Consider the following 25,492-nt stretch of genomic DNA (forward strand, 5'->3'; position numbering starts at 1 on the left):
AGGCGACGACATGAACCGGCAGACCAAACGGCTCTACATCCACGAAGTCGCGACGCGCGACGGATTCCAGAATGAAGCGGCGTTCGTCGATACCGACGACAAGATCGCGCTCGTCGACGCATTGAGCGCATGCGGCTACGCGAAGATCGAAGTCACATCGTTCACGTCGCCGAACGCGATTCCGGCGCTGCGTGACGCCGAGGCCGTGATGCACGGCATCGTGCGTGCTCCGGCGGTCGTCTATACGGCGCTCGTGCCGAACGTGCGCGGTGCCGAGCGTGCGCTGTCGTGCGGCGTCGATGAAGTCAACCTCGTGATGTCGACGAGCGAGAGCCACAATCGCGCGAACCTGCGGATGACGCGCGAGCAGTCGTTCGCGCAACTGCACGACGTGATCGACGCGGTGCGCGGCACCGGCATCGCGATCAATGTGTCGCTGTCGACCGCGATGGGTTGCCCGATGGAAGGCGACGTGCGCGCGGAAACCGTGCTCGCGTGGATGCAGCGTTTCGCGGATCTCGGCGTGCACGGCTTCACGCTGTGCGATACGACCGGAATGGCGTATCCGTCGCAGGTGCGCGATCTCGCCAGGCGCGCGCGTGAACGCTTCGGCGCGCTTCAACTCACGCTGCACTTTCACAACACGCGCGGGATGGCGCTTGCCAACACGCTTGCCGCGCTCGACGCCGGCATCGATCGCTTCGACGCATCGCTCGGCGGCCTCGGCGGCTGCCCGTACGCGCCGGGCGCGACGGGCAACGCATGCACGGAAGAGCTCGTGCACATGCTCGCGCTCGACGGCTACGACACGGGCGTCGATCTCGCGGCCGTGCTCGCCGCGGCTGCACGGCTGCCCGCGCTGATCGGGCACGACGTGCCGAGCCAGCTTCTGAAGGCCGGGCGCCGATCGGACCTTCATCCGCCGCCGCGCGCGCACGCCGGGGACCGGCCGGCGCAGCGGACTTTTCTCGTGAACAGGAGCGAAGCGCATGGCGCTGATTGACCATCTCGACCACCTCGTGCTGACCTGCGTCGATCCGGAGCGGACAACGCACTTCTATACGAAAGTGCTGCAGATGCAGCTCGAAACCTTCGGCACGGGCCGGATCGCGTTCCGCTTCGGCAATCAGAAAATCAATCTGCACGTGCGCGGCGCGGAGTTCGAGCCGAAGGCGCACGTGCCGGTGCCCGGCGCGCTCGATGTGTGCTTCATCGCGTCCGTGCCGCTCGACGACGTGATCGCGCATCTGCAGCGCGTCGGGTGGCCGATCGTCGACGGGCCCGTCGAGCGCACGGGTGCAACGCAAAAGATCAGGTCCGTGTACGTGCGCGATCCGGACCTGAACCTGATCGAGATCTCCGAGCTGGCCTGAGCCGCGTCGCGCTGCGTGGCTGGCGTCGTGCCGCTTCAACGCGTCGATCGCGTTCGTCCGGCCGCTCCGGCGGCAAGACAGTCCTTCGCCGAAAGCGGACAGACATAAGCGCCGCCCGCCGATTCCCGATAGCACGGCGCGCTCACGCTGCGGATAATGGTGCAACGGCGTCGGTCCGTCCGCCGCCTTCACGGCGGGGCATCATTCACGTCCCGCGCATCCGCCATCCGACCGGGCACTTTCCGCATGACGATCCTCTATCGCGGCATGGACCGCGCGGCGCTCGACGCCGCCTACCTGAACACCAAAGCCATTCCCGACTTCCCGGCCGTGCTCGCGTCCTGTCAGGCGCGCAGTGCGGCGCTCTATGAAGCGACGCGCGGGCAGCGCGACCTGCGTTACGGCGCGCATGCCGCGCAGCGCTTCGACTGGTTGCGGTGCGGCCGGCCCGATGCACCGCTGTTCGTATTCATTCACGGCGGCTACTGGCAGCACTGCGCAAAAGAGGATTTCGCGTACGCTGCCGCCGGACCGCTCGCGCGCGGCTTCGACGTCGTGCTCGCCGAATACACGCTTGCACCGGCCGCATCGATGACCGACATCGTCGGCGAGATCGGCGCGCTGCTCGACTATCTCGCGGCCGATCCCGACGGTATCGGCACCGCTGGCCGCCCGATTCACCTGAGCGGTCATTCGGCGGGCGGCCATCTGACGGCCGTGCATCGCGCGCATCCGGCGGTCGTGTCCGCGCTCGCGATCAGCCCGCTCGTCGACCTCGAGCCGATCGCACTGTGCGTGCTCGGCGACAAGCTTCGGCTCACCGCGCGCGAGATCGCCGCTTACAGCCCGTTGCGCCACATCGGCCGCGGCGCGCCGACCGTCATTGCGGTAGGCGACGCCGAGTTGCCGGAGCTCGTGCGGCATGCGCACGACTACGCGCACGCGTGCGAAGCGGCCGGCGAACGTGTCGCGCGCGCGTGGCTGCCCGGCATGCGGCACTTCACGGTGCTCGACGATCTCGCGACGCCCGACAGCGCGATGCTCGCTGCGTTGCACACGCTCGTACCGTGATGACCGTGCGGCGGCGCGACGACTTGCATCGAGCGGCCGGGCGTATGATCCGCATCAGGCCGCTGCCGCACCGCTCGGTCGCCGCCCGGCCATTCCCAGGACCTTCATCATGGTGAATCCGCTTCATTTCGATCTGCAGTCGCTGCGCGTGTTCGCGCTCGTCGCCGAGCACGGCAGCCTGACCAAAGCGGCCGAGCACGGCCAGCTGACGCTGTCGGCGGTCAGCAAGCGGATCGCCGAACTGGAGAGCGTGACCGGCAGCGCGCTGTTCGTCCGCCATGCGCGCGGCGTCGAGTTGACACCCGCAGGCCGCGCGCTGCTCGACCATGCGGCGAAAGTGGTCGAGCAGGTCAACCGGATGGCGCACGAGATGAGCGATTACGTCGCCGGCGTGCGCGGACACATTCACGTATGGACCAACACGTCGGCGATCGTGCAGTTCCTGCCCGCCGATCTCGCCGCATTCCTCACCGGCAATCCGGGCATCAAGATCAGTCTCGAGGAGCGGCTGAGCCACGAGATCGTCGATGCGCTTGCGTCGGGCAAAGCCGATCTCGGCGTATTCGCGGACAACGTGCCGGCGCCCGGCATCGAACGCCGGCTGTACCGGCGCGACGAACTCGTGCTGCTCGTGCCGCGCGGCCATCGCTTCGCCGCGCGCGCCAGCATCCGCTTCGCGGACACGCTCGATGAAGATTACGTCGGCCTGAGCGACGGCAGCTCGTTGCTCACGAGGATGACCGATGCCGCATTCGCCGCCGAGCGCTCGCTGAAGCTGCGCATCCAGGTATCGAATTTTGACGGCGTGAGCCGAATGATCGAGGCCGGGCTCGGGATCGGCGTGCTGCCGCGCGATGCCGTGACCGGCGAGCGCGCGGCGCGCCTCGGCGTCGTGAAACTCGACGACGCGTGGGCAACGCGCACACTGTGGGTCGGCGTGAAGGCCGGCGCGGCGCTGACCACCGACATCGCGAAGCTGTTCGATTTCATGTCGGCGCGATGAACGTGCCGCATGCGCCGAATGCACGGAATGCATGCGGCGCACGAACGGCCGGGCGCGCGCGTTCGCGGCGCCGTCCCGGACGAAGTTTCACACCGGATTGATATCGTCCTGGCTGCGCCGCGTGGTCAACGGCCCGAACACGCGCAGCGTGACGGCGACGATGCCGAGCGCGACCGAGATCACGCCGAACATCGCACCCGCACCGTGTTCGACGAGCACCGGCAGCAGCACGAACGGCAGCGCACCGCTGACGATGCGCGACAGCGCGTACGTGCTGCCGATCGCTGTCGAGCGCACGCGCGCCGGAAAAATTTCCGCCTGATACACGTGATAAGCGTTGCTGAACACGTTCGACGCGCACGTCGTCAGGAAGCCGAAGCACACGATCAGCAGCGTATTGCCCGAATACGCGAAGCACAGCCCGAACGCGGCGATCGACAGGATCGACGCGATCACCAGCGTGCGACGCTCGATCCGGTTCAGCAGCGGAATCGACAGCAGCGAACCAATCGGATAGCCGATGAACGACAGCGCGATGAACAGCGTGCTGTCCGTCACGTCGAAGCCGCGGCTCTTGACGACCGTGCCCGCGAGCGTACCGAAACCGTAATAGCCGAATCCCTGGAGCAGGTGGAACACCGCGAGCATCAGGTAGCGCACGCCATACGGGCGGCGGCGCAGCAGCGCGAAGCGCTCGCTGACGCCCAGCGGCCGCTGCGGCTCCGTCGATGCGGCGAATTGCTCCGGCACGCGCACGCCGGCACTGTCGGCGAAGCGCCGCGCGGCGGCATGCGCGTCCGCGGTGCGGCCCTGCGCGAACAGCCAGCGCGGGCTTTCCGGCAGCCGGTGCTGGACGAGCAGCACGTACACGGCGCCAAGGCTGCCGGTCGCGAGAATGACGCGCCAGCCGGCCACGCCGGCGACATGCAGCGGATTGAGCCACAGCGCGAGGAAGCCGACGAGCGGCACCGCGACGTAAGAAGTTGTGTACGCCCACGCGGCGAGCCGTCCGCGCTTGTCTTTCGGCAGGATTTCCGACAGGTAGCTGTCGGCAACCGGATAGATCGCGCCGACACCGATGCCCGTCAGGAAGCGGCACGCGACCAGCATGTCGGCGCTCACGGAGAAAGCGCCGATCAGCGAGAACGCGCTGTACCACACGAGCGTCGTGAGGAATGCCTTGCGCCGGCCGATCCGGTCGGCGAGGCTGCCGAGGCACATCGCACCGACGAACATCCCGATGAAGGCCGATGCGAGCAGCAGCTTGAAATCGGCGCTTTGCCGGCTCAGCCCGTATTCGTGCTGCAGCGCGGAGCCGATCGTGCTGACGAGAAAGATCTCGTACATGTCGAAGAACAGCCCGATACCGATCACCCAGACGACGAACCGGTGCAGCGCGCCGACCGGCAGGTCGTCCATGAATTCGCCGAGCGTGACGCCGCCGGCGGCGACGGAGGGCGGCTCGGCTTCGGGCCGCGCCGAAGCCGCTAAGGTTGACGCGGGCCGGCCCGCAGGGCCGCCCATATCGAGGGATTGGCTGTTCATCGTGTCTCCAGATTATCGATTTGCCGTGGCGCGATGCCCGGCCGTTCGCGGCCGCCATCACGAACCCGGTCGCGCGACGCGACGGCCGCGCCCCGCAAGCCCGCGAAACGGCTGCAGGCGAGGGCAGCGCCGCTCGTCCGAAACATGGTGGGCGAATTCGCGCGCCGCGATAATTGCGGATGCTTCAAGCATCCTTTCCCGGGCAGAAAGGCTGCGCCACGCGGGCCGCACGGGCGTCGGACAATGCTCGGCCGATGCGGGAGCCTCGGGCACGGAAAACCCTGAGCGCGATATCGCGCGTGATCGGTGATCGGTGATCGGTGATCGGGGAGAGCGGTGTCGCGCGGTTCGCGGCCAGTCTTGCCGGCCGCCATCAAGGTGGAGCGGGGCAGCGGCGTACCTTGTCGGCAAGCGTGCGCCGGCCGACGTGACGAATTACGCGCCCGTCATTGCGGCGCACAAGGATGGGAATCTCCGGCCGGCGCCGCTCCACGTGAACCGGCGCCGCCCCGCGTATGTTCGTGGCGAACCGTATCCGACGCCACAGCCTGCAATCGCCCGGCCATCTGCGGCGCGATGCCGAGTTGCGCCGCTGCCTGCTCGTGCGGGCCGAGCGTGCGCACATCGATGCCTGCAATCTGCTGGAACAGCACGAGCGCGCCGAGGTAGGCGCCGAGCACGCCCGGATGCAGATAATCGGGCCGCGAGATCGGCGGGTCGCCTTGCGCGTGCATCCCGTACCACAGCAGCGGCGCGCCGGACGGCGCATACGGATCGGGATCGGCGATGCCGGCCGCCCACGCCCGTAGCCAAGCTCGGCCGACCGGCGCGACGGCAACGATCGACGGATCGGATCGGCGTGCACGTTCGAACGCTTCGCGATACGCGGCGGCAATGTCGGCGATACGCTCGAGGTAGCGCGCGCGAAATCCATCGCTGCCCGGCTCGCCGGCAAGCGCTTTCGCGCGATCCGCGCTCGGCCAGGTCTCATACAGGTAGATGCGCGCTTGCGGCGCCGCCGAACGAATGCCGCGCGCGAGCGTCGCGACGCTCGCGCAGAAACCGGCCGGATCGCTGTCGCGGCGGTGCGTGAGCGCGAACGGCAGCGGCTTTGCGCTCAATTCCTGCAACACGACCGCGTCCCACCCTGGCCGGTAGATTACATCCGCCGCAACGCGATCGTGTTTCGCGAGGCTCGTCGCCGACATGGCCTCCAGATGCACGTCGTAATCGAGCCCCGCTTCGACGGCGAAGCGCGCAAAGATGCCCGGAATCCCGCCCCACGGGCCAGGCTCGCGTTCCGCGCGCGCGCCCGTCTGTCCGAAGTTTTCGTCGACGACCTGCGCGGCGTCGCCGCGCGCGCCGCTGCCGGTGTGCATCGCGCCGTACGAACGCACGGGCGCGTAGCGGCCGTGCGTGAGGCTGTCGCCGACGAACAGGATGCGTTGCGGCGCGCGTGCTGCCGGCGCACGCGGCAAATCGGCGGCAGAACCCGCGTTCGGCTGCGCGCCGATCAACAACGCGGCAACCCACGTCAGGCCCCGCCGCGCGACCACGCAATGCAACGGCAGGGTGGCAAGCTTTTCACGAGTCATCGGAGGAATTCCGCAAAGGCGCATGCCCGAAGTATTTCACGACGCGACCGGCTGCCGCCGATCGGTGCGCTGGCGCGCGCCTGCGGTAGACTGCTCGCTGCGTTCCCGCCCCCAACGACACGACCGCTCGCGCCCACTCACACGCCATGGACCGAATCGATGCGATGAAGGTGTTCGTTGCCACGCTGGACGAGGGCAGTCTCGCAGGCGCGAGCCGCCGCCTCGGCCGCTCGCCGGCGGCAGTCAGCCGCGCGATCGCGTTTCTCGAGGAACACACGGGCACGGCGCTGCTGTACCGGACCACCCGGACGATCCGGCTGAGCGAAGCCGGCGAGCGCTACGCTGCCGCATGCCGCCGCATTCTCGCGGATCTCGAAGAAGCCGACATGCTGATCGCCGACGCGCGCTCGGCGCCGCGCGGTTTGCTGACGGTAACCGCACCCGTCGCCGCGGGCGAGGACGTGCTGCGCGCACTGATCGACGAATTCATCGACCGCCATCCGGCCGTGTCGGTCCGCCTCCAACTGCTCGACCGGCCCGTCAGCCTGATCGACGAGGGAATCGACGTCGCGCTGCGGATCGCGCATCTGACCGATTCGACGCTCGTTGCGATCCCGGTGGGCTCGGTGCGGCGCGTCGTCGTTGCGTCGCCACGCTACCTGGCGGCCCACCCGCCGATTGCCGCGCCGGCCGATCTCGCACGGCACCGGATCATTTCGATGACACACTTCGGGCTCGATTCGTGGAGCTTCCCGCCGTCCGGGCACTCGGCGCTGCCGCAGGTGGTCCAGTTCGTGCCGCGCTTCATCGTCAACACCATTCGCGGCGCGCTGGCGTCGGCGCTCGACGGGCACGGCGTCACGCGGCTGTTCTCGTACCACGTCGCCGAGCAGATTCGCGATGGCTCGCTGCAAATCGTGCTGCGCGACAGCGAGCATGCGCCGCTGCCGATCCACCTGGTCACGCCTTACGGACGGCTGTCGGTGCCGAAGGTGCGCACGTTCGTCGATTTTGCCGCGCCGCGATTGCGCGAGCATTTCGCGCGACTGGCAGCGATCACCGACGGGGATTGAACCGCGCCGCGGAAGAATGGCTTCCGCGTTGCATGAATTCTCCCGACTGCCGGTTCAATCTAGACTTCCTTCAAGCGACGGCCGCACGTTCGTCCGTCGAGCGAATGGAGGTCCTCATGCAACAAGCGCTTCTCGACCGGCCGCATGCCCCCGCGTTCAACGTATGGCGCGGCACGGTATCCGGCGCCAGTGCGAGCCTGATCGGTATCGGCCTCGCGCGCTTTGCGTACACGCCGCTGCTGCCCGCGATCGTCGGCGCGCACTGGTTTCCCGCGTCGACGGCCGCCTATCTCGGGGCGGCCAACCTCGGCGGCTATCTGGCCGGCGCGCTTGTCGCCGGCTGGCTCGCGCGCCGCGCCGGCTCCACCGCCGTGCTGCGCGCGATGATGCTGGTCGCGACGCTCGCGTTCGTCGCGTGCGCGGCGCCGTTGTCGTTCCTGTGGTTCTTCGTCTGGCGCTTCGCGTCGGGCGTGTCGGGCGGGGCGCTGATGGTGCTTGCCGCGCCGGCGATCCTCGCGCACGTGCCGCCGGCGCGCCGCGGTTTCGCGAGCGGCGGCATCTTCACCGGGATCGGCCTCGGCATCGCGGCGTCGGGCACGATCGTGCCGGTCCTGCTGCGCCAGGGCCTCACCGCGACCTGGCTCGGGCTCGCAATCGTGTCGCTGCTGTTGACTGTGGTCGCGTGGCGCGGCTGGCCGGCCGACGATGCGCGGCCTGCCGCCACCGAGGCGCCGGCCGTTCACGCGCGCAGCGTGCGTGCCGCGAGCCTGCGCCCGCTGTACGTCGAATACGGGCTCAACGCGATCGGGCTCGTCCCGCACATGATCTTCCTCGTCGACTACGTCGCGCGCGGGCTCGGCAAGGGCGTCGACGCGGGTGCGCAGTACTGGGTGCTGTACGGCCTCGGCGCGATCGTCGGTCCGCTTGCATGCGGGCACCTGGCCGATCGCGCGGGTTTCGGCCGCGCATTGCGGATCGCGTTTGCAATCGAGGCCGTGGCGGTCGTGCTGCCGCTCGTCGGGATGGGGCCGGCGGCGTTGATCGTGTCGAGTGTGGTAGTCGGCGCGTTCACGCCCGGCATCGTGCCGCTCGCGCTTGGCCGCGTGAACGAATTGCTCGCCCATCATCCGTCGGCCGCGACACGCGCGTGGCGCAGCGCGACGACGAGCTTCGCGATCATGCAGGCGCTCGCCGCCTACGGCTTGTCGTATCTGTTCGCAGCGAGCGGCGGCCGTTACGAAGCGCTGTTCGCGGTCGGCGCGGTCGCGTTGTTGGCCGCGCTCGCAGTCGACGTCGTTGCCACGGCGAGGGCGCGATGAGCACGGCAGCCCACCCGCAGGCTACGGTCGTCCCGGCCCGCCCGGCTGACGGCTACGCGGCGCGCAATGCGCGCTACTGGCGACGCAATCTCGCCGTCTGCGTGTTCGGTTCGTTCACGACGCTCATGAGTCTCAGCATGCTGCTGCCATTTCTCCCGCTGTACGTGCGGCAGCTCGGTGTCGGCACGCAGGCGGCGGTGATCCAGTGGTCGGGCATCGCGTTCGGCGCGACGTTTCTCGGCACCGCCGTCACCGCGCCACTGTGGGGCCGGCTCGCGGATCGCTTCGGTCGCAAGCCAATGCTCGTACGTGCGGCCCTCGGAATGGCCGTCGTGATGTCGCTGATCGGCGTTGCACACAATGTGCAGGAACTCGTTGCGCTGCGCCTCGTTGCCGGGCTCGTCGGCGGCTATGCGTCGGCCTCGACCGTGATGGTCGGCACGCAGGCGCCGCGCGAACGCGCGGGCTGGGCGCTCGGCATCCTGTCGACCGGCGCGCTCGCCGGCAATCTCGTCGGGCCGCTTGTCGGCGGGCTGCTGCCGGGCTGGCTCGGCATTCGCGGCACGTTCTTCGCAGGGGGCGCGATGATCGCGGTCGCCGCGCTGCTGACGATCGTCGTCGTGAAGGAGGATTTCGACGCGGGCGCCGATGCGCAGACACGCCGCGTGCACGCAAGCGCGGCGTCCGCGACCCGGCGCACCGATCGCGCGGCAGTCGCGGCGCTTCTGGCGACGGCAATGATGGTGCTGCTCGCGAACATGTCGATCGAGCCGATCATTACGGTCTATATCGGCGGGCTTGAGGTAAGCGGCGATCATCTCGCGCGCGTCGCCGGCGTCGTGATGGCCTGTTCGGCGCTCGGCAGCATGCTGACCGCCGCGCGGCTGGGCGCGCTTGCCGACCGGATCGGCAGTTGGAACGTGATCATCGGCTGCCTGCTGTTGACCGCGCTTGCGATGGTGCCGCAGGCGTTCGTCACGCACTGGTGGCAGCTCGCGGCGCTGCGTGTACTGATGGGGATGACGCTGGCCGGGCTGCTGCCGTCGATCGGCAAACTGGTGCGGCAGTCGGTCGACGAGCGCGCGACGGGCCAGATGCTCGGCTACCTGCAGTCCGCGCAGTTCGGCGGGCAGGTGCTCGGTCCCGTGATCGGCGGGCAAATCGGCGTCGCGCTCGGCCTGCATTCGGTGTTCTTCGCGACGGCTGCGTTGCTGGCCGCGTGCGCGGCGCTCGCCGTGAGGGTGCGCAGCCGCTAGCGCCGATCGGGCGCTGGCCTGCGGGCGACGGTGTGGCGTAGCATGGGCGGCAATGCGTGTGGCGAACCGCTCGCGCGGCGACGCTTGAACCCGTCGCCGCGCGCAACCGACTAGCGCCGTCACCGGCCGGTGTGTTTGCCAGTGCGACCGTGTGACCGTGTGACCGGCTTCGAACGATGCGCTGCCGAACGCGTCGCGCGCCGGACCCGACCCCGCCCTGCGGCCGCCTTGCTGGTCGCAGCATCCCGATCCCGGACGTTGCAGGAGGCAACGACATGAATCGACCGACCGACAACCGGACGCTGTTGCGCACGCTCGGCATCCGCACCCCGATCATCCAGGCGCCGATGGCCGGCGTCAGCACACCGGCGCTCGCAGCTGCCGTGTCGAACGCGGGCGGGCTCGGCTCCCTCGGCGTCGGCGCGACGAATGCCGAAGGCGCGCGCAAGATGATCCGCGACACGCGCGCGCTCACCGACCGGCCGTTCAACATCAACCTGTTCTGCCACCAGCCGGCGCGCGCGGACGCCGCGGTCGAACGTGCGTGGCTCGACTGGCTCGCCCCTGCGTTCCGCGAGCATGGCGCGACGCCGCCCGCGTCGCTGTCGGAGATCTACACGAGCTTCGTCGAAGACGACGCGATGCTTGCGATGCTGATCGATGAAAAGCCGGCCGTCGTCAGCTTTCATTTCGGGTTGCCGTCCGACGAGGCGATCGCGAGGCTCAAGCGCGCGGGCATCACGCTGTTCGCGACCGCGACGCATCCCGACGAAGCGCGGCAGATCGCCGCTGCCGGCATCGATGCAATCGTTGCGCAGGGCATCGAAGCCGGCGGCCACCGCGGCGTATTCGATTCGACGGCGCGCGACGATCGGCTCGGCACCTTCGCGCTGACGCGCCTGCTCGTGCGGGAATGCCCGCTTCCGGTGATCGCGGCCGGCGGCATCATGGACGGCGACGGCATCGCCGCAGCGCTCGCGCTGGGCGCACAGGCCGCGCAGCTCGGCACGGCCTTCGTCGCGTGCCCGGAAACGTCGATCGACGACGGCTACCGCCGCGCGATCCTCGGCGACGCGGCGCACCGCACGACGTTTACGGCCGCGATCTCGGGCCGCGTCGCGCGCGGTATTGCGAACCGGCTGACCGCGCTCGGCGACGATCCGCACGCACCGGCCACGCCGGCCTATCCAATCGCGTATGACGCTGGGAAGGCGCTGCATGCGGCCGCGAAGGCGAAAGGCGAGTTCGGTTATGGGGCCCAATGGGCCGGGCAGGCGGCGCCGCTCGTCCGGTCGCTGCCGGCCGCCGAACTGTTCGCGACGCTCGAGCGCGAGACGCGGGCGGCCATCGCGCGGTTGCAGCACGCGCTGGACTGATTCGGGCCGGCGCCGCAGACATCGCCGGCCAAAGAATTGCAACGCCCGGTATCGGCGCACGGTGCGGATACAGTGTGATACGTGAAGCCGGCGCGCGTCCGCTATAAAGCAGGCATGACCTTCGAGGAGCACGACATGTCTGCTACATGGTTCAACGGATCTTGCCATTGCGGGGCCGTCAAATTTGAAGTGCGAACCGCGCTCACGCCGGCGACCCGCTGCAATTGCAGCATGTGCCGCCGTCGCGGCGCACTGATGAGTCCGATGTTTGCCGCCGCCGACCTGAAGATCGTCGCGGGCGAGGACGCGCTGACGACCTACCGTTTCAACACGCACACGGCCTGTCACTATTTCTGCAGCCGGTGCGGCATCTATCCGTTCCATCAGACCCGCAAGGATCCGGCGTGCTGGCGCGTCAATCTCGGCTGCCTCGACGGCGTCGATCCGTACGCACTCGACGCGTCGGTCGCCGACGGCGCGAGCCTTTCCGTCGTGGAGGATGCATGAAACGCTGGCTGATGATCCTGCTGTTCGCGGCGGGCGGCCTCGCGACCGAAATCGCGCACCCCGTGCAATGCTCGCTGCTGACGGTCAGCCGACAGCGCAACGGCGAGCGCCGCGGCCGGTACCCGTCGTGACTGAGCGCGGGCGGTCATATCGGACGGCGCATCATGTTGATCGGAAACGATAATCATGCTTCCGATAAGATCGCACGCGATATATAATGCGTTCATCTGCGACCGATCCAGGGTCGATGGAGGAATGCTGATGAAACCGACCCAAGCTCAATCGCCGGCCACGCCGAAACTGTCCGAGTTTTTGTGTTTTGCGATCTACTCGACGAACCTCGCGTTCGGCAAGGCGTACAAGCCGATCCTCGAGGAGCTCGGCCTTACGTACACGCAATACATCACGATCATTGCGCTGTGGGAGGAGGGCAGCCAGACGGTCGGCCAGCTCGGCGAAAAGCTGTTCCTCGAATCGAACACGCTGACGCCGATCCTGAAGAAGCTCGAGGCGATGGGGTATCTGGAGCGGCACCGCGATCCGTCGGACGAGCGCCAGGTGCGCGTGAGTCTGACGAAAAGCGGTCGTCGCGTGCGCGAGAAGGGGCTCGACATGAATCTCGTCGAGGCCACCGGGCTCAAGCCCGACGAATTCGCGAAGATGCAGAAGGCGATCGTCACGCTGCGCGGCAACTTGATCGATTCGATTGACGAGTAGCCCGTACACGAAACGCCGATCTCGGGCCGGCGACGCGGTCGTCGGCGGCCGGCCCGCAAATTTGGTCCCGCTCCCGCGCGTTCTTCCTGCGTTTTTCCCGGCTGCTTTCTCCTTTGTTGCCGCCACGAGCACCGCGTAGCGGCGGCGTGGCCGTCACGGTGCGCCGTGCAGCCCGTCTGCGCCGGCATCCTCGCGCCCGGCGCCTGCAGATGCATGTCGCGGCGCAGCACGAAACCGAGTGCGCGATAGGTCGATCGCGGCGTGCTTCGATGTGAGCACGTGCGGTACGGCATTTCGCCGTGCGCCCGGACCGTCGCGATCAGCGCCCGAATCAGTCCTGCCGCGAGCGCCTGACCCGCGAAACGCAGCATCCACGCAAACAGCGCCGATCTCCGTATAGCCGCCGGCTCTCAGCCGCTCGCCGGCCATCGTGACGAGCCGGCCTTGCCGGCGCACGCCGATATGGCCAGCCGCCGGATTCGACCGTGCGCGGGCCGAACGGGCGCGGTTCCGACGTTGCGATCGGTCCAGGCATCTCCGGCACGGTCGCTTCCGTGAGCCGCACATGCTCGAACGCGCGTGCCGGCGCGCCGTCGAGCGCTTGCTGCCAGAGCAGCTGGTGGCGCATCGCCCGCCAGACCACGAAAGAGCGGGGCGGCGCCGCAATCTCGTCCGGCGAGACCGACGCCGCCGGTCCGGATGCGTCAATCGGTTCACGCTACGCGTCGAAAGCGGCCGGGCTGCGGCCGGCCCGGCCCGCAAACGGCGCAAGCGCCGGAGGAAACCGCCGCGCGTGTTCGTCGCCGAGCGCAAAGCGATGCTGCTCGCCGGCGAGCGCATGCAGATCGCGTTGCGAGCGGATGCGCTCCGCCATCTTCGTGCGACGTCGCCGCTTCCCGCATCGTCCGATCGTTGGTTGCACACTATCGGGCAGGCAGGATGGACGCAATCGTCGATACCGATGGCACACAAACAAAAAGCGCACGCGATTACATCGCATGCGCTTTATTTGATGGGCGGCGCCGACGGCTTCGACGCGGCGTTCAATGACCGAAGTAGATCGAGCGCTCGGCCGTGCGCATCGCCACGCGGCTGCCGGACTGCATCGTGCCTTCTGCGTTGCTGCCGTAGCCCGATGCGTCGGCATCGGCGACTGCCGTTCCGTTATCGCGAACGCGCTTCAGCGCGGCCTGCAGATTGTCCGGATAGTTGGGATCGTTCGGGCGATTCGGCAGATAGCCGGCTTGCTGGAGTGCGGCGAGCTCCGCGCGCACCTGCGCGCGCGTCACCGTGCTTTCGCTTGCGAATGCCGGTGCGGCAACAGCGGCGGATGCGGCAACGAGAAGAGCAGCGATCAGTTGGGTTTTCATCATTCACCTCGCAGTAAGGGGGAGCATTCAGGGTTGTGTATTGCACGCCGGCAATCGGCGCCGATCGCGGCGTCGTTCAATGACCGAAGTAAATCGAGCGCTCGGCGATGTGCGTCGCACGACGACTGCCCGATTGTGTGGCGGCTGCCGCGTCGTTGCCGTAACCGGCCGTGGACGTCGCCGTGTCGGTTGCGACGGCGCCCGTCGTGCGAATGCGCGCCAGCGCGGCTTGCAGGTCGTCCGGATAATGCGGATCGTTCGCGCGGCCGGGCACGTATCCGGCTTGCTGGAGCTGGACGAGCTCCGCATGCACTTGCGCACGCGTCACGACGGTTTCAACGGCAAAAGCCGGCGCGGCAACAGCAGCGGACACGGCAACGAGAACGGCGGCGATCAGTTGGGTTTTCATCATTCACCTCGGCTGGATATGGACAGAACATTCGGGAAGGCGGCGCTGGCCGCCGGACGCCGCATTCAGACGATGCGGATCTCGACGTCGATGTTGCCGCGCGTCGCCTTCGAGTACGGGCAGGTCTGATGCGCGGTGTCGACGATGTGCTGCACGACGTCGCGCTCGACGCCCGGCACGCTCACATTCAGGCGAGCCTGCAGGAAGTACGCGTTGCCGCCCATGCCGAGATCGACTTCGGCGTCGACCGCGAGATCGGCCGGAAGCGTGACCTTCGCCGCCCGCGCCGCAAGCTGCATCGCGCCGATGAAGCAGGCCGACCAGCCGGCCGCGAACAGTTGCTCCGGATTCGTGCCGGTGCCGGCACTGCCCGGCGACGACAGCTGGATGTCGAGCCGACCGTCGGAACTGCGCGCCGCGCCGTCGCGACCACCGGAAGTCGTGTGCGTCTTGCCCGTGTACAGCACTTTTTCGATCTTGCTCATCGTTCACTCCGTCATGTAGGAAGGTTTTTCTCAGATGCGATTCGATCGCATGCGATGCAGTTTGGTCGCGACGAGACGCGGCGTCAAGCGCATTCGATTAAATCGCATGCGATATTTTGTATTTCAATGTATCTGGATCGCCCTCAGCCTTGTCCATAAAGGCGCTCACGCGGTCTATCCCTAGTATTCGAAAATCGGGGAAAACCGAAATCCCGGGCGGTGAGAGGGCAGCCGCCGCCGTTACGGCCTCGTAACCGCCGATCGGACGCGGCGGCCATTCGCCATCCTCAGGCCGGGCGGATTTCGGCGATCACGACCAGGATCACGGTCGCATCGGCCGGCAACTGCCGCTGGGAAAACGCCGAACGTGCGTGTCCGGCCCGCTCGCCCAGCGCCGCGGCGAGCAGGTCGGATGCGCCGTCGAGCACGGCCGGCTGACCGTAGAAGCCGTCGGCCGACGCGACGTGGCCCTCGACCCGCACGATGTGATGCAGGCGATCGAACCCGCCGAGATGCTTCCTGATCTGCGCGAGCACGTTCAACGCAGCGAGCTGCGCCGCGTGCCGTCCGTCCTCTATGCTCAGCCGTTCGCCCACGCGGCCCGTATAAGCGAGTTTGCCGTCGACGAGCGGCAGTTGTCCGGAAACGAACAACAGGTTGCCGGCTTCGCTGACGGCCGTATAGCTGCCGAGCGGTTGCGGCGGTTCGGGGAGCGCGAAGCCGAGTTCGGCAAGCGTTTGTTCGATCGTCATGACGTGTTCCTTTTTCGGAAGTTCGATGGACCGGCCGCCGCGCGCCAGCGTCGCTCGCGCGGCCTCCGTCAGTCACTGTAGTGACGCGGCCCAGGCCGGTAAATATCGTTCGCGCAATTGAGTCGACACGCGATGTAACGAATCGCACGCGACATGAAGCGGCGCAAATGCCTGCCCGCGGAGCCATTCGCCGCGCGCACGCGCACACTGGCTTCGCGTTCGGGATTGATGCACACTCGCTGCTTCGGCGGCCCGCGACGAACGCCACCGAGAGGGCAGGAGCCACCCCATGCAAAGAAAATTCGACGACCTGCTGCTCGGCAGCATCGAGCTGTTCTGCCTCGCGGCCGAACTTGGCAGCTTCACGCTGGCGGCAAACGCGGCGAGCGTCACGCCGGCCGCGGTGAGCCGATCGGTCGCGCGACTCGAGGAGCGGCTGGGCGTGCGTCTGTTCGTACGCACGACGCGACAGATCCGCCTGACCGATTCCGGGCGGCGCTACTTCGAACAATGCCGCGACGCGCTGGCGCAACTCGTCGACGCGGAACGCGAAGCGACCGGCCAGCAGGCCACACCGGCCGGCGTGCTGCGCATCAGCATGCCGACACCTTACGGCCACTATCGTGTGCTGCCGCTGCTGCCGGCGTTTCGCGAGCGATATCCGGACGTACGCGTCGAAACGCACCTGAGCAATCGCAACATCGACTTCGCGGAAGAGGGCTTCGACCTCGCGATCCGCGGCCGTGCGCCTGCGGATTCGGGCCTGATCGCGCGCAAGCTCGAAGACGCCGAACTCGTAGTCGTTGCGACGCCCGGCTATCTGAAGCGGGCCGGCGTGCCACGCGCCGTCGACGATCTGCACGCGCACGAATGCATCCAGTTCGAGCTGCCGAGCAGCGGCCGGCCGATCCCTTGGCTGTTCAGCGACGGGGCCGCCGAGATCGACGTCATGACGACCGGCGGCTATGGCACGTCGGGCGACGTCCTCGCCGGCGTCACGCTCGCGCGCAGCGGCGCGGGCCTGTTCCAGACCTATCGATTCATTGTCGAGCGCGATCTGCGGGACGGCGTGCTCACGGAAGTATTGTCCGACCATGGCGGCCGGTCGAGACCGTTCATGCTGCTGTATCCGCATGCGCGCTTTCTGTCGTCGCGCGTGCGCGTGTTCGTCGATTTCCTCATCGAACGGCTGGAGCAGGCGCCGGCGCAGCGCGCGCGCTAGCTCGCACATTCGGGCAAGCCGGCAGCGGCGCAGGGGAAAGGTGAGGGCGGGCGACTCGGGTACCGGCGCCCGCCCATGTTCGCCACGCGTCGTTCAGTGCCCGGCGCTCTGGCCGCCGTCCACGTGCAGGATCTCGCCGGTGACGAACGGCGCCGAATCGAGATACAGGATCGCGCCGACGATGTCGCTCATCTCGCCCATCCGGCCCACCGGATGCAGCGACGCGAGCGTCGCGTGCGTGTCGGGCGCGTGCATCGGCGACTTGATGATGCCGGGCGACACGGCGTTCACACGAATTCCCGCCTTCGCATACTCGATCGCGAGCGACTTCGTCGCCGCATTGAGCCCGCCTTTCGTCAGCGACGCGAGCACCGACGGCACGCTGCTGTTCGCGTGATCGACGAGGCTCGTCGTGATGCTGACCACGTGTCCGCCGCCGGTGCGCTGCATCGCGGCAATGGCCTGCTGCGTGACGTGAAAGAAGCCGTCCAGGTTCACGCGCGTGACGGCCGCATAGTCGTCCGCGGTGTACTGCGTGAATGGTTTCGCGATGAAAATGCCCGCGTTGTTGACGAGCGTGTCGACACGGCCGAAGCGCTGGAGCGCGGTGTCGACCACGCGCCGGGCGACGGCCGGATCGCCGATGTCGCCCGCGACGGTGACGAGATCCGGATCGTCCGACGGTCCGATCGAACGTGACACCGCGACGATCCGATGGCCGTGCGCGCGAAATGCGCTGACCGTTTCCGCGCCGATGCCTTGGGATGCGCCGGTAACGATGATGACTTTGGAAGTGCTCATGACATGCCTCGACAGGTGAATGGTTTTCGGCTTTCAGTGCCGCCCGGATCGATGGATCCGATGGACGAGACTCTAGGCGCGTCGCGCCGGAGTTCGAACACCCACCGTGGACCAACACTCTTGCGTCGCGGGAACAAATCGGGGAAGCGACGGAATGGCGGTGGCGGTACTGCGCTTGTGGAAACTGGATAACGGCGCCGCGCATGAGGTCGGCGAGCGGGTTCGAGGCATGCGCTGAATCGCGCAGAATCGGGCGGTTTATCGTCCCGGAACGCAGGCGCGCCGCGCTGGTTGTCGCGGTCTTGGATCGAGCATTTTCGATGTTTATCAATGTTATCTGGATAACTTTTCTTATCACAATAGACTCGTTCTACATACAAACTCGGAAGTATGAAAACGCGCCGACCTGACATTCCCGCGCAGAACGGACAGGGTCGTGACCGCATGCATGTGCGCTGGCGGCGCGTTCCTTCACGCCGAACGTGGTCAACACCCGCACAATCCAGCCCATACGAGGAGAGACGTCCCGACGGTGCTCGCCCGGATTCGCGCAGATGTCGGCGAGGGGGTACCTGGGACCGGCGCGCCCGTTCCTCGAACCACCAATGGTCGCTGCCGTCGACTCGAATCAGTTCACCGAGGCACCGCCCGGCGCGCTCGTGGCTGATAGATCTTGGGCGGTCGTTGCCGACGCGGAATCCATAACTCGGCCTCCGTCATTGACTTCCTCACCGTCTCCTTGGCCAGCCGAATGCCGTGGCACTCCCAGAGCTTCTCGCACGCCGGCGTCGGCCCGAAATCGGCGTAGCGCTCGCGGATCAATGCCAGCGCCCGCTGCGCCTTTCCAGCCGGCAACTGATGATTGCTCGGGCGCCCACGCTTGCCTGACACCAATCCGGCCACGCCGGCCGCGCGATAGCGCAATACCAGACGCTCAATCTGCCGCACGCTCAACTTCAGCCGTTCGGCCGCCTGCCCAGGCTTGAGCCGACACTCGGCTACAGCCTCGATGACCTTCAGCCGATCCACTTCACGCATCGTCATGGTGATCGTCCCAGTCGCGTTCATCGCCGGCGCTCCCAAGGGTGCAGGCGATCAACCTACAGGCCAAAACACGACATTTTTATTTAGCGGAAAGGGGGTGCGGCGGAATTCTTGGACTGGTTTATGTGGTCAGCCCGAGGCTTGCTCGGTATTCGATCGGACTGCGTGCACCAAGCGAGATCTTGATCCGTTTCTCGTTGTACCAGCGAATGTACGAGTCAACGACCGCAATGAATTGGTCGGTGCTGACGGTCTGCCAGTCTCGAGGGTAAAACAGTTCCGTCTTCAGCCGTCCAAAGAAACCTTCGCACGCCGCGTTATCGGGCGAGCACCCCTTGCGCGACATTGAGCGCGTCAGATTGGCCTTGCGTATCCGAGTAAGCCAACCTGGCCAGCGATAGTGCGCGCCGCGATCTGAATGGACCACAGGCCGGCTGTTGCTACTTCCAATTGCTTCGATGGCGGCATCGAGCATCGTATTTACAAGCTCGGCGTCGGGGCGCGTACCGATCGACCAGCTGATCACCAGTCCATCGAAGCAATCAATGACCGGAGACAGATAGACTTTACCGGCAGGAATCTGGAACTCCGTGATGTCTGTGAGCCATTTTTCATTCGGTGCTGCGGCCCGGAAATCCCGATTGATCAGGTTTTCTGGAGCCGGACCTATTTCCCCGGCATAGGATCCGTATCGACGTCGCCTCGTTGTGGCTGCGCTTAGCTGCTCCTGCTTCATCAACCGCCGAACGACCTTCTCCGAGATGAAGACCTTCTGCCTGCCCAGTGCAGCGCGGACTCGACGATATCCGTAGCAGCGGTGATTCAGCTCAAAGATGTCTGCGATGGCACGGCGTACGCCAGCATACTTGTCGGCAGTTTGTATCCGTGCCCGGTGGTAGAAGTAGGAGCTGCGTGCGAGCCCCAATTGGGCAAAAAGCTCCGATAGCGTGTAGGTCTGTTTCAGGGCATCAACCAGCGCTGTCTTCTCCCGATTCGTCAGGAGTTGCGGGTTGATGCCCAGGCCTTTTTTTAATATTTCGTTGGCCTTCTTCAGGATGTCGTGTTCGATCTGGAGCTTTCGGATGTCTCGTCGGAGTGATTCGACCTGCTGCTCCAGCGTCGCCTTCTCGGAGCTCTGAGGCGAATCGTTGCGGCGTGTCATGGTTGAAACAGCCTCCTGACCGAGTAACCGAGTTCTCCAGTTGTACAACGTTGGGCGGCTCACGCCAATCTTTTTGGCAACTTCGTCTGCGCTTCCTCGTCGAGTGCACAGATCGATGACCGCTGTTTGCCTGAGCTCTGGTGTATGCCGAATACCCGAAGCCTTACCGAGGACGCGTTTCTTTCGCTCAGGATGCAGCTCATCAAGCCATGTGACGAGCGTCCCGCGTCCCGGATACCCCAAGGCCTTCGTCGTTGCTGCCAGACACTGGCCATGGGTCATAAAGTGGTCCGTGGCCGCCTGCTTTTGTTCCACCGAATAGCGCGGCCTCAGGCAGATACGTTTCTTCGGCAAGTCCAGACATCGCTCGTACATCTGATACCAGCGTTCGAGCGATTTCGTTGTTGGATAGCCAAGTTGACGAACGGTCGCGGTAAGGCGCTTTCCAAGCTTCAAGTAGAGCTTGACTGCTCGGATGCGTTCTTCGTATGAGTACATGGACTAGCTCCTGATAGTCCAAGAATTCCGCCGCACCCCCAAACGCGACATCTGAACTTGGGACCTACATCGTGACCGGTGATAACTATGATTATGTCAAATACAAGATTCGATCGAAAACAACTTGGATCTGCGGCCAGCACCTTACCCGACACCGGCCACCGCGCCTGCACCAGCCGCGATTTCACGGCCCGCAACCACAAAATCGCCAGCCGCAATGCTCCGCGACGGCGCCCATAAGACGCCGTCCCATTTACGGCAAACAAACCGCACCAACGCAATCAGGAAACCCACATTCCCTGCATTTTGTGCGAGAAATGCGCACGCTCGGCTGTTTCCATCAGTGACAGGAATTCGTCCTGCGTCATGTGGATCAGCGCTTCGTGGTCGCCGGCCTCGAAATACACTTCCGGCTGTTGGGCGAGCTGTTCCTCGAGGAACGTCTTCATTCCGTACGCCATGCATACCGGCGGCAAAGCGCCCATGTCGCAGTCCTTGAACAGCTCGCGCAGCTCCATTTCCTTTGCGAGCACGAGATGGCGGCCGGTCTTGACCCATAGGTCCGACAGCCGCACTGCATGCGACGTCGGCAGTACGGCGGCGACATAGCCTTCGTCGTCTTCGAGCAGCACGGTTTTCGCCAGGCGGTCGCCGGGAATATGCGCGGCGGCGGCCGTCTCCATGCTGGTATGGCTATACGGGTGATACACGACTTCGTACCGCGATGACTTCTTGCGCAGGCAATCCTGCAGGGTGGCTGACACAGACATGGCGCACCTCGTGTCGACGAATCGAGCGAACCAACCTCGCTCCGGATTCGTTCAGCATAGGTCGCATTTCGACCGATGGAAATACCCTCTCGCAGCGCCAACCAAAGCGGCCCGTTACCCGTCACCAGTCGTTTTTCCGACAACGCGGCAACCGCACTGTCGGCATATGAAGCCCGCGCAGCAATACGCTTGCGAATCCTGTCGTTCCTGTAGACAAAGATTCGAGGCGCTCATTGCGTCTATTGCTGTGCGACAACCCCAACCAATGCAAAGTCGAATTTTTCTTAGACCGTTAGTTGCGTTAAAAGGGGCGCGTAGACGGGAAGATCGCGCGTCGGTTTCAACCGGCCGGCAAGCCAGATCGCCGGGACCACCTCGACCCACGCCCGACAAAACCCGTACCGCGCCCTATACTGAGCCAGATACCAAAGCGACCGCACGCGATCACGCGGCGGCCGATTCGAGGAGCGAGCGACCATGCACTATCAGTTGATCTACGAACTCGTCGACGATTACCTCGCCCGGCGGGAACAATACCGCGCGCAGCACCTCGCGCTCGCCCGCGCGGCGACCGAACGCGGCGAGCTCGTGCTCGCAGGCGCACTGCAGGACCCGGCCGACCAGGCCGTGCTCGTGTTCGAGGGCGATTCGCCGGAAGCCGCCGAATCGTTCGCGCGCGCCGATCCCTACGTTCAGAACGGCCTCGTCAAATCCTGGCGTGTGCGGCCGTGGCGCGTCGTGGTCGGCAAGCATGCACCGGGCTAGGCCTACAGCCACCCTGCCCGCTTGAACCGCCACCACAGCGCGAGGTCGGCCACGGCCATCACCGCGATGCAGCCGTAGAAGCCGTACTTCAGGTGCAACTCGGGCATGTTCGCGAAGTTCATCCCGTAGATGCCCGCGATCATCGTCGGAATCGCGAACAGCGCCGCGAACGAGCCGAGCCGCTTGGTCACCTCGTTCTCGGCAAGCGAGATCATCCCGAGGTTCACCTGGATCGCGGTCACGACCATCTCGCGCCGCCCTTCGATCGTCTTCACGATCCGCTGCAGATGGTCGTACACGTCGCGGAAATAGTGATCCATGCCGCTGCACACCTGCGGGATGCGTCCGCCCGTCAGCTTCGCGAGCGGCTCGATCAGCGGCGCCGTATGCTGATACAGCATCACGAGCCTGCGTTTCAGCGAATACAGATCTTCGATGATCGCGCGCGACGACGCGGGCGTGGCCTTCGTGAAGATGCGGTCCTCGAGTTCCTCAAGCTCGGCGCCGAGCGTCTCCAGAATCGGGAAGTAACGATCGACGACCTGATCCATCAACGCATAAAACACGAACGCGGAGCCTTCCTGCAGCAGATGCGGTTCGCGCTCGCATCGCTTGCGCACCTCGCGGAAATCCTGTTCCGTATGGTTGCGGATCGACAGCACGTAGTTCGGCCCGACGAACAGGTTCAGTTCGCCGACCTTGAATTCGTCGTCGTCATCGAGCTCGACCGTATGCAGCACCGCGAACAGCGAATCGCCGTACTCCTCGATCTTCGGGCGCTGATGGCCCTTGCGGGCATCCTCGAGCGCGAGCTCGTGCAGCCCGAACTCCTCGCCCATCAGGTCGATCTCGTCCGGCGTCGGGTCCTTCAGCGCCACCCACACGAAACACTCGGGCTTCGACACGTAGTCGCTGATGGCATCGATATCGATGTCGGCCAGTTTGCGGCCGTCCTGGTATGCAGCGCAGTTGATCAGCATGTTGTCCGTGAGGTTGCCGTTTCGGCGTCAGTTTACCGGTTTGACGCGCGGTCGGCCCGGCTTGCACGACGGACCGATATTGGTCATGATCGGGCTGCGTGCGCCGCTGCACGCACACGGCATCGCTTCGACAGGCCCACGGCACGGCCGTGCGGCGCAACCATCAGGGAGACAGACCCATGTGGTATTTCTCGTGGATACTCGGCATCGGCGTGGCGCTCGGCTTCGGCATCATCAACGCGATGTGGCTGGAGGCGGAAGTGTTCTCGCGCGGCGACAAGCGCGGTGATGCATCGCGCCAGGGCTCGGGGAGCCGATATTCGTGACACACCTGGTGTTCTTCTGCGGTCATGCCGGCACTGGCAAGACCACGCTCGCGAAGCGGCTGATCGGGCCGCTGATGCGGGCAACCGGCCAAGCCTTCTGCCTGCTCGACAAGGATACGCTTTACGGACGCTACAGCGCCGCCGCGATGGGCGCGCTTGCTGCGGATCCGAACGATCGCGACAGCCCGCTCTACCTGAAGCACCTGCGCGATCCCGAATATCAGGGCCTGCTCGACACGGCCCGCGAAAACCTTGCGCTCGGTATCGGCGTCCTTGTGGTCGGCCCGCTGTCGCGCGAAGTGCGCGACCGGCGCATTCTCGACCGCGCATGGCTGGGGGTCGGGCCGGACGTCGCGTTGACGGTCGTGTGGGTCCATACGTCCGAAGACGTCGCGCATCAGCGGATCGTCGCGCGCGGCAATCCGAACGATGCGTACAAGCTCGCGCACTGGGACGAATACCGTCAGCGCCGCTTCGTGCCGACCGGCCACGAATGCGACGGCATCGTGATGTTCGACAACACCGCACCGTCCGATGCGGACATCGATGCGCTGCTGTACCGCATCGCACCGCCGGCACCGCCCGCGGTGCGAACCGCGATCGTCCCCCCGCTGCCGGCCTGAGCCGGCACCCTGCTTCCACTGACTTCGCCACGCGCGAAAAAAACAACGCCGGAAGCGCTGTAGCGCCCCCGGCGTCGTGCGGCCCTCGTGCCGTCAATCCGTCAGGATCCGTCAGGATCCGTCAGGATCCGTCAGGCGACTTCGTGCACGCGCTCCATCGTGCCGCCTTCGTAAAGCTTGCCGAAGCGGTTCGCGAGAAACGCCTTCAGCGACACCTTTTCCTGCGGGATGAAACCGCTCTGCGGCAGCTTCTTCTCGCGGAACAGATCCAGCACCGCGCACATCGCGCCGGCCGTCGTGATCTGGATCGCGCTCATGTGCATTCCGCACACGTCCTTCGCGAAGATCTTGCGCGTGAACACGTCCTGCACCAGCTGGCCGTCCTTGACGCCCGTCACCGTGACGAACACGAGTACGACGTCCTGCTTCGTCGACGGCACCGCGCGGCGCATGATCGACTTCAGCGTGTCGCGGTCGCTCGACAGACGCAGATCTTCGAGCAGGAACTGCACGAGCTCGCGGTGGCCCGGATAGCGCACCGACTTGTAGTCGAGCGTCTCGACCTTGCCCGACAGCGTCTCGCACAGCGTGCCGAGGCCGCCCGACGTATTGAACGCTTCGTATTCGGTGCCGTCGAGCGAGAAGTGTTCGAGGCCTTCGAGCGGCTGCACCCATTGCTTGCGGCCGTCGCGAATCGCTTCGCACGGTTGGCAGTATTCGTTGATCAGGCCGTCGACGCTCCACGTCAGGTTGTATTTCAACGCGTTGGTCGGATATTCGGGCAGCGCGCCGACACGCATCTTCACGTCGCGCACTTCGCTGAAACCGTTCACGAGCTCATGCGCGGCAATGCCGATGAAACCCGGCGCAAGGCCGCATTGCGGCATGAATGCACGGTCCGAACCGTCGGCAAGTTCGCGGATCGCGTGAGTCGCACGCACGTCTTCGGTCAGGTCGAAGTAATGGACACCGGCCGCCTTGGCCGCTGCGGCAACGTTGACGGCGAGGTAGTACGGCAGCGCGTTGACGAGCGCATCGAAGCCCTTCACGGCTTCGCGGATCGCATTGGCATCGGCGGAATCGACACGTTGCGTCGCGATGCCTTCGCGCGACAGCTTCGCGAGCGCATCCGCATCGCGATCGAACGCGACGACTTCGTAGTCGCCGGTTTCACGCAGCATGTGAGCAATGGTGTGGCCGATCAGACCTGCGCCGACGATGGCGATTTTCATGCGCTTATCTCCTGATGATGGGTTTGGTGTTGGTGTACGGCGTCGAGCCATGAACACAGTTTACGGACGCTCAAAATCAGTTCCAAGACGAAGAATGATGCGAAACGACCTTAGAAATCGACGAAATGACCACGCATTTCGTCGATACGACCAAACCATCTAAAAATCGCGTATATGGAGTATCGAAAACGGGCTGCGGCGGGCGCGCACGGGAAGGC

Annotated in this window: 26 protein-coding genes and 1 pseudogene; 15 read left to right on the plus strand and 12 right to left on the minus strand. The window is 65.8% G+C overall.

The window, feature by feature from the left end:
* Positions 1 to 10 precede the first annotated feature (10 nt).
* The 4 genes from WK25_RS08275 (at position 11) to WK25_RS08290 (ending at position 3,447) form a co-directional block, all read left to right on the plus strand.
* Positions 11 to 1,003, plus strand: a complete 993-nt coding sequence (locus WK25_RS08275; protein ID WP_052111042.1) for a hydroxymethylglutaryl-CoA lyase — start codon at positions 11 to 13, stop codon at positions 1,001 to 1,003.
* Entirely contained in the window at positions 990 to 1,373 is a 384-nt protein-coding gene (locus WK25_RS08280) for a VOC family protein (protein ID WP_040144952.1), read from the plus strand. The genes WK25_RS08275 and WK25_RS08280 overlap by 14 nt, the downstream gene beginning before the upstream one ends.
* A 246-nt stretch (positions 1,374 to 1,619) precedes the next feature.
* Entirely contained in the window at positions 1,620 to 2,444 is an 825-nt protein-coding gene (locus WK25_RS08285; RefSeq protein ID WP_069241407.1) for an alpha/beta hydrolase, read from the plus strand.
* Positions 2,445 to 2,553: 109 nt separating this feature from the next.
* Positions 2,554 to 3,447 carry a LysR family transcriptional regulator gene (locus WK25_RS08290; RefSeq protein WP_059544099.1) on the plus strand — a complete coding sequence of 298 codons (894 nt, stop codon included), beginning with the start codon at positions 2,554 to 2,556 and terminating at the stop codon, positions 3,445 to 3,447.
* Positions 3,448 to 3,534: 87 nt separating this feature from the next.
* Here the strand turns inward: WK25_RS08290 and WK25_RS08295 are convergent, their stop codons facing one another.
* Both WK25_RS08295 and WK25_RS08300 read right to left on the minus strand, forming a co-directional pair.
* Complete coding sequence (locus tag WK25_RS08295; RefSeq protein WP_069241408.1) at positions 3,535 to 4,992, minus strand: MFS transporter; 1,458 nt, start codon at positions 4,990 to 4,992, stop codon at positions 3,535 to 3,537.
* A 446-nt stretch (positions 4,993 to 5,438) separates the two neighbouring features.
* Complete coding sequence (locus tag WK25_RS08300) at positions 5,439 to 6,587, minus strand: hypothetical protein (protein ID WP_069241409.1); 1,149 nt, start codon at positions 6,585 to 6,587, stop codon at positions 5,439 to 5,441.
* A 146-nt stretch (positions 6,588 to 6,733) separates the two neighbouring features.
* Here WK25_RS08300 and WK25_RS08305 point away from each other — a divergent pair, with 146 nt between their 5' ends.
* The 7 genes from WK25_RS08305 to WK25_RS08330 all read left to right on the plus strand — a co-directional run bounded on the left by WK25_RS08305 (position 6,734) and on the right by WK25_RS08330 (position 12,835).
* Positions 6,734 to 7,660 carry a LysR family transcriptional regulator gene (locus tag WK25_RS08305; RefSeq protein WP_040144208.1) on the plus strand — a complete coding sequence of 309 codons (927 nt, stop codon included), beginning with the start codon at positions 6,734 to 6,736 and terminating at the stop codon, positions 7,658 to 7,660.
* Between the two features lie 116 nt (positions 7,661 to 7,776).
* Positions 7,777 to 8,979: a YbfB/YjiJ family MFS transporter gene (locus WK25_RS08310; protein ID WP_069241960.1), complete on the plus strand. Its 1,203-nt coding sequence runs from the start codon at positions 7,777 to 7,779 to the stop codon at positions 8,977 to 8,979.
* The gene (locus tag WK25_RS08315) at positions 8,976 to 10,235 is read left to right on the plus strand and encodes an MFS transporter (RefSeq protein WP_069241410.1); all 1,260 of its coding nucleotides are present in this window, start codon (positions 8,976 to 8,978) and stop codon (positions 10,233 to 10,235) included. The genes WK25_RS08310 and WK25_RS08315 overlap by 4 nt, the downstream gene beginning before the upstream one ends.
* 275 nt (positions 10,236 to 10,510) lie before the next feature.
* On the plus strand, positions 10,511 to 11,611 hold the full coding sequence (locus tag WK25_RS08320) for an NAD(P)H-dependent flavin oxidoreductase (RefSeq protein ID WP_040144210.1): 1,101 nt from the start codon (positions 10,511 to 10,513) through the stop codon (positions 11,609 to 11,611).
* Positions 11,612 to 11,746: 135 nt separating this feature from the next.
* Positions 11,747 to 12,118 (plus strand): GFA family protein, encoded by a 372-nt coding sequence (locus WK25_RS08325; RefSeq protein ID WP_040144953.1) that lies wholly within the window; start codon positions 11,747 to 11,749, stop codon positions 12,116 to 12,118.
* The gene (locus tag WK25_RS32250; RefSeq protein WP_257785753.1) at positions 12,115 to 12,249 is read left to right on the plus strand and encodes a hypothetical protein; all 135 of its coding nucleotides are present in this window, start codon (positions 12,115 to 12,117) and stop codon (positions 12,247 to 12,249) included. The genes WK25_RS08325 and WK25_RS32250 overlap by 4 nt, the downstream gene beginning before the upstream one ends.
* A 130-nt stretch (positions 12,250 to 12,379) precedes the next feature.
* Positions 12,380 to 12,835: a MarR family winged helix-turn-helix transcriptional regulator gene (locus WK25_RS08330; protein ID WP_040144954.1), complete on the plus strand. Its 456-nt coding sequence runs from the start codon at positions 12,380 to 12,382 to the stop codon at positions 12,833 to 12,835.
* Between the two features lie 1,043 nt (positions 12,836 to 13,878).
* On the opposite strand, the gene WK25_RS08335 is transcribed toward WK25_RS08330, so the two are convergent.
* From WK25_RS08335 to WK25_RS08350, 4 genes are all read right to left on the minus strand, one after another.
* Positions 13,879 to 14,208 (minus strand): DUF4148 domain-containing protein, encoded by a 330-nt coding sequence (locus tag WK25_RS08335; protein ID WP_069241411.1) that lies wholly within the window; start codon positions 14,206 to 14,208, stop codon positions 13,879 to 13,881.
* A gap of 73 nt (positions 14,209 to 14,281) precedes the next feature.
* Positions 14,282 to 14,614, minus strand: a complete 333-nt coding sequence (locus tag WK25_RS08340) for a DUF4148 domain-containing protein (RefSeq protein WP_069241961.1) — start codon at positions 14,612 to 14,614, stop codon at positions 14,282 to 14,284.
* Positions 14,615 to 14,679: 65 nt separating this feature from the next.
* Positions 14,680 to 15,099 carry an organic hydroperoxide resistance protein gene (locus WK25_RS08345; RefSeq protein WP_040144212.1) on the minus strand — a complete coding sequence of 140 codons (420 nt, stop codon included), beginning with the start codon at positions 15,097 to 15,099 and terminating at the stop codon, positions 14,680 to 14,682.
* 287 nt (positions 15,100 to 15,386) lie between these two features.
* Positions 15,387 to 15,851, minus strand: a complete 465-nt coding sequence (locus tag WK25_RS08350; protein ID WP_040144213.1) for a RidA family protein — start codon at positions 15,849 to 15,851, stop codon at positions 15,387 to 15,389.
* A gap of 289 nt (positions 15,852 to 16,140) precedes the next feature.
* Here WK25_RS08350 and WK25_RS08355 point away from each other — a divergent pair, with 289 nt between their 5' ends.
* Complete coding sequence (locus tag WK25_RS08355; RefSeq protein WP_069241412.1) at positions 16,141 to 17,073, plus strand: LysR family transcriptional regulator; 933 nt, start codon at positions 16,141 to 16,143, stop codon at positions 17,071 to 17,073.
* Between the two features lie 93 nt (positions 17,074 to 17,166).
* Here WK25_RS08355 and WK25_RS08360 read toward each other — a convergent pair whose 3' ends face one another.
* From WK25_RS08360 to WK25_RS08375, 4 genes and pseudogenes are all read right to left on the minus strand, one after another.
* Positions 17,167 to 17,874 (minus strand): SDR family NAD(P)-dependent oxidoreductase, encoded by a 708-nt coding sequence (locus WK25_RS08360; protein ID WP_069241413.1) that lies wholly within the window; start codon positions 17,872 to 17,874, stop codon positions 17,167 to 17,169.
* A gap of 584 nt (positions 17,875 to 18,458) precedes the next feature.
* Positions 18,459 to 18,942, minus strand: a pseudogene (locus WK25_RS08365) (helix-turn-helix domain-containing protein); the annotation flags it as partial.
* A gap of 97 nt (positions 18,943 to 19,039) precedes the next feature.
* A complete protein-coding gene (locus WK25_RS08370) occupies positions 19,040 to 20,578 on the minus strand; it encodes an IS3 family transposase (protein ID WP_069241414.1) in 1,539 nt (512 codons plus the stop codon).
* Between the two features lie 281 nt (positions 20,579 to 20,859).
* Positions 20,860 to 21,348 (minus strand): aminoacyl-tRNA deacylase, encoded by a 489-nt coding sequence (locus WK25_RS08375; protein ID WP_040144216.1) that lies wholly within the window; start codon positions 21,346 to 21,348, stop codon positions 20,860 to 20,862.
* Positions 21,349 to 21,825: 477 nt separating this feature from the next.
* On the opposite strand from WK25_RS08375, the gene WK25_RS08380 reads away from it, so the two are divergent.
* Positions 21,826 to 22,113, plus strand: coding sequence for a YciI-like protein (locus WK25_RS08380; RefSeq protein ID WP_040144217.1), 288 nt, complete (start codon positions 21,826 to 21,828; stop codon positions 22,111 to 22,113).
* Positions 22,114 to 22,115: 2 nt separating this feature from the next.
* Here WK25_RS08380 and corA read toward each other — a convergent pair whose 3' ends face one another.
* The gene (corA, locus tag WK25_RS08385) at positions 22,116 to 23,093 is read right to left on the minus strand and encodes a magnesium/cobalt transporter CorA (protein ID WP_040144218.1); all 978 of its coding nucleotides are present in this window, start codon (positions 23,091 to 23,093) and stop codon (positions 22,116 to 22,118) included.
* A 179-nt stretch (positions 23,094 to 23,272) separates the two neighbouring features.
* On the opposite strand from corA, the gene cydX reads away from it, so the two are divergent.
* Entirely contained in the window at positions 23,273 to 23,419 is a 147-nt protein-coding gene (cydX, locus tag WK25_RS08390; protein WP_040144219.1) for a cytochrome bd-I oxidase subunit CydX, read from the plus strand.
* Complete coding sequence (locus WK25_RS08395; RefSeq protein ID WP_069241415.1) at positions 23,416 to 24,042, plus strand: AAA family ATPase; 627 nt, start codon at positions 23,416 to 23,418, stop codon at positions 24,040 to 24,042. Before cydX ends, WK25_RS08395 begins: the two co-directional genes overlap by 4 nt.
* A 131-nt stretch (positions 24,043 to 24,173) precedes the next feature.
* Here WK25_RS08395 and WK25_RS08400 read toward each other — a convergent pair whose 3' ends face one another.
* Positions 24,174 to 25,274 (minus strand): saccharopine dehydrogenase family protein, encoded by a 1,101-nt coding sequence (locus tag WK25_RS08400; RefSeq protein ID WP_040144221.1) that lies wholly within the window; start codon positions 25,272 to 25,274, stop codon positions 24,174 to 24,176.
* Positions 25,275 to 25,492: the final 218 nt, after the last annotated feature.

Origin of the sequence: Burkholderia latens (genome assembly GCF_001718795.1) — a bacterium.
In the GTDB taxonomy this organism is placed as follows: domain Bacteria; phylum Pseudomonadota; class Gammaproteobacteria; order Burkholderiales; family Burkholderiaceae; genus Burkholderia; species Burkholderia latens_A.